General features: G+C 29.6%; 6 protein-coding genes. All 6 read left to right on the top strand.

Going from position 1 to position 4085, the window contains the following annotated elements; genetic code table 11:
• On the top strand, positions 1-381 hold a 381-nt coding region (locus C4E06_RS10540), incomplete at its 5' end, for a hypothetical protein (RefSeq protein ID WP_232826221.1).
• Positions 371-559 (top strand): hypothetical protein, encoded by a 189-nt coding sequence (locus C4E06_RS10535; RefSeq protein WP_107668025.1) that lies wholly within the window; start codon positions 371-373, stop codon positions 557-559. The genes C4E06_RS10540 and C4E06_RS10535, both read left to right, overlap by 11 nt.
• Before the next feature lie 212 nt (positions 560-771).
• Positions 772-1008: a nucleotidyltransferase domain-containing protein gene (locus tag C4E06_RS10530; protein ID WP_198648526.1), complete on the top strand. Its 237-nt coding sequence runs from the start codon at positions 772-774 to the stop codon at positions 1006-1008.
• Between the two features lie 443 nt (positions 1009-1451).
• The gene (locus tag C4E06_RS10525; RefSeq protein WP_107668024.1) at positions 1452-2801 is read left to right on the top strand and encodes an AAA family ATPase; all 1350 of its coding nucleotides are present in this window, start codon (positions 1452-1454) and stop codon (positions 2799-2801) included.
• Positions 2802-3515: a hypothetical protein gene (locus C4E06_RS10520; protein ID WP_107668023.1), complete on the top strand. Its 714-nt coding sequence runs from the start codon at positions 2802-2804 to the stop codon at positions 3513-3515. It begins immediately after the preceding gene.
• A gap of 230 nt (positions 3516-3745) precedes the next feature.
• A complete protein-coding gene (locus C4E06_RS10515) occupies positions 3746-4066 on the top strand; it encodes a hypothetical protein (RefSeq protein WP_107668022.1) in 321 nt (106 codons plus the stop codon).
• The last annotated feature ends 19 nt before the right edge of the window (positions 4067-4085 follow it).

The raw sequence follows: 4085 nt of genomic DNA, 5'->3' as shown, positions 1-4085 counted from the left end.
GCCGTTGTTATTGCTCTTTGGAATATGGCTTATCAAGATACTAGCAGTAAGATTTTAATTACTGCTTTTATTTCGGGAAACTTCATTTTAGTTCACTATTATAAACAATTATTTAAGGTTAAGATTAAGGAGGTTATTAACCGTGATGCTGAAGTACAAAATGTATTAATTGAGAATCATCAAAAGGTTCTTGATGACATTAAGGAATCCAATTGGGAGAAATTGAACGCTAAGCAGTCTGAACTCTCCATATATAAAGAACAATGTAGTCAGCTAAAAGATGATAATCTTCGTTTAAAACAAACTATTGATAAAATTAATTCGTACTATTATCAGCTAGTATATAAATTAGGTATAGAGGATAATTCTAATGTTGAGTGATACTTTAAGGGTTCGCGTCTCTTCTTTGCATTCCCAAAAGTTAGATCACCATTGTCAACCTTGGGGCTTATCACGTTCTCACTTGATTCGAGAATTAGTCGAGGCTTTGCCTGATGATCCTTCTGACCTTCCTCGTTATAATGTAAAACTCATAACAGTTATGAGTAATAATTCATAGCTGTTATGAGTTTGTTTTAAGAGTTTACTGGGGATTCTCCTTATGGCTCTGGCAATATTTCTATTGTCGGTTGTTCTTAGCCTCAAAAAGATGAAAAGATAACAAAAATTTTACAATTGATGAGAGTGAGGGCTTAATAATATTAAGCCCCTACAAAGTTATAATAAGGATGGATAGGTTTGATAAGCTAACTAATTATTATCAACAAAAAAGTGATTAAATCTCAAACGGTATTAACAAGTCAACTACAAAAAATTTTAAGCAAAATCAATCGTTATTTAAAGTCTCTATACGGAAACGACTTAGAGAATGTTATTTTATTGGGTTCGCAAGCTAGACAAGAAGCAAAACAAGATTCCGATATTGATATTTTAATTGTTTTAAATAGGGATTTTGACTATTATCAAGAAATAAAAAAATTAGTCAGTTTATCAGTGATTTATCTTTAGAAAATAATAAATTGATTGTTTGCTGTTTTACTACAGTTGAGCAATGGGAAAAAGAAAATAGTGCTTTTTATCGCAATATCAAGAAAGAAGGAATTAAATTATGAATGAACTTCAACAAAAACTATTTAAAAAAGTTTAATTTTGCTATTAATCATCTCTAGTATTCCCAAAAAATACTTAATCTCTAGTATTCCCAAAAAATACTTAAAACTAGAATGTTAACCTATTTTTACAATTCACTCAGTAAATTTACTTAAGTTAAAAATAAAACAATAAATATAATGCAATTTTTCAGAGATTTCACTGTTTCTCATTCGGTAGATACTTAGAGATAATAAAAATAATAAGTTGTTTCAAGGTAGTTAATTCTACTCTTACTTGTTCCTAACCTTCATTCTTATTTAATTGTATCCTCTATCTTATGTTATTGAGGAAATAGTCCATTGCAATTTCATCCTAAATCCTGTCGTAATGAAAGGGAAGTAGAGAGTAAGCTAATTGTTCAATATTTACTCCCAAAATTAGGTTATTCTCCTGATAATTGGTATCAAGAAGTTATCTATGGCAATATTCGTCTAGATTTTTTAACCGTTGCTTCTAAAAAAATCAAAAATCTTTCTTCTTGTGTTGTCATTGAAGCGAAACACCCTCAAGAAAATTTAGATCATCATGTGCGTCGTTTGGGACATTATTTGATGAAAACTAAAAGTTTTTATGGGGTTTTAACCAATGGGAAAGAATTTCGTATTTATCAACGAGAAAAAGATAAATTAAAGTTTATCTTTTATTGTCAAGGCGAAAACATCGCTAACAATATCAGCAAGATTAATTCTTTGATTGGTAAGGAGAGTTTAAGCCAAAAATTCTCTACTTCTCAACCTCTTTCTATCCCTAAACTTTCTCAAACATCTATTAAGGAGTCTAAAAAATTACCCATGAAAGTTATTGCCGTTTATCATAATAAAGGTGGTGTTGGAAAAACAACTACTGTTGTTAATTTAGCTGCTGCTTTTAGTAAAAAAGGAAAGCGAGTTTTAGTCATTGATTTAGATAGTCAAGCTAATACAACTTTTGCCACTGGTTTAGTCAAATTTGAAGATGAAGAATTTGATAATATTAAAGACTGTAATATTCTTCATGTTTTGCAGTCAGAGGATTTTTATAGTATTGAAGAAGTCGCTATAAAATCTCAATTTTCTAATCCTGAAATTCATGTCATTCCATCTCATATTGATTTGATGGAATGTGAAAATAAATTCAATCTAATTGATTATACTCGTTTAATTTTAATTGATAAACTAGATAAGGTAAAAGATAAGTATGATATTGTACTTATCGATACTCCTCCATCTTTAAACTTGTATGCCAGAATTGCTTTAATAGCTACTGACTATTTAATTATTCCTTCTGATTTAAAACCTTTTGCTAATCAAGGATTAACTAATGTCAAAGAATTCGTCAAACAAGTTAATGGATTTAGAAGACAAATTAGAAGAGAACCTATTGAAGTTTTAGGCATTCTTGCGTGTAAAATTTCTACTAATGCAAGATTTGTATCAGCTACTCTTAGAAAACGTTTAGAAGTTATCCCTAAACGTTATGAAATCTCTATGATGGAGACAGTAATTTATGATAGAGATGACTTAGCTAAATGTGCAGAAAAAATGCAAATTGTAGGAGATATAGAAATACCTGATCCGGTTTCAATTCTAGATTTTAAACCTGCTTCTAAATCCGCACAAGAATTTGAAATTTTAGCAGATGAAGTATTAGAAAAAATAGGAGATAAATAAATGAGTTTATTAATTGCATTAGTGTCTGTCAAAAGAATTACTTCGTCCGTAGAACGTTCTCATTTTAGTGAAAATGAAATAGAACAAGCTGCACAAGCAATTTTACACGCAGAAGGAATTATCAACCCTATTATTTTAGAGAAAACAAATCTAGAATCTTATCAGGTCATCTGTGGAGATTTTGAATATTATACTGCTGTAAGAGCAAGAGAAATCGATCCCAGAAAGGGAGAAATGATCAGTGCTTTTATTATTGAAGACGACAAGGAAGATGCTATCAAAACACAGATAGAAATTTTCCGAAAATCTCCTCAAATTTTACCACCTATACCAACAGTAAACGATAATTCCGATCAAAAACTCTTAAATATGGAATCTCGTTTAAATAATATTGAGGCGAGGTTTGAAAGACAACTTAAAGAGGTACAAGACACTTCTAAAAGTGAAATTGAAAAACTAAATAAGCAACTAACAGAAATTAAAGAACGTCTACCTAAACCTATTGATTGTTTAGAAGCACTTAATACCTCTAGTTTATCAACCCTTACCTCTCATTTACGTTCTATTAGCATCAAAACAAGTATTTTAGAAACACTTATTAATGAACGAGAAAAAAATGGAGAATTTAAGTCTTGTGGTGATGTCGTTAGTCGAGTAAAAGGTTTAGGAGATAAAACAATGATAAAAATTATTGATCAATTTGCTAATCAATAAGATTAGATACTGATTAAACCAATTAATAATATACAGGGACATAATCTATGATGTCCCTATTTACTTGCTTATTATTTTAAAAAATCAAGTATAGTTTTATTTACGGAAAAAAACAAATCTATTTTTAAAAAATAAGTATTTTTATCAATGAATATAATATTCATAAAAAATATAATTAGATTAACAAAAATGAAACTAAAAACATTAATTAGTAGAAAAAGGAAACCAAGATGGCCGCTAAAACATCTAAAAATTCTAATCAAAGTAAATTTACATTATATAACTTTGCTGGTGAAGAAAAAGCTTACTATTTAGTAGATAGAAAGCAATTAGAAGTGACCCCAGAAAACTTAGGTAAACCGAATATTGCCCACAGTATTATTATTATTGATTGTTCCGGTTCTATGACGTGGGATATTGAAGAGTTAAAAGAGACATTGCTTAAACTTTTAACCCTAGATGAATATAGCAATGCAGACTTATTAGTCACGTTAATTACCTATGCTTCTCAAGGAGATGTAACTTGTCATTTCCAACTTAAATGTCGGTAAGGGGTCTCCCCTTATACGA

Source organism: Cyanothece sp. BG0011, assembly GCF_003013815.1.
Lineage (GTDB): Bacteria > Cyanobacteriota > Cyanobacteriia > Cyanobacteriales > Microcystaceae > Crocosphaera.
The sequence above is the reverse complement of the archived record's forward strand: the minus strand, read 5'-3'. Positions and strand labels throughout refer to the sequence as shown.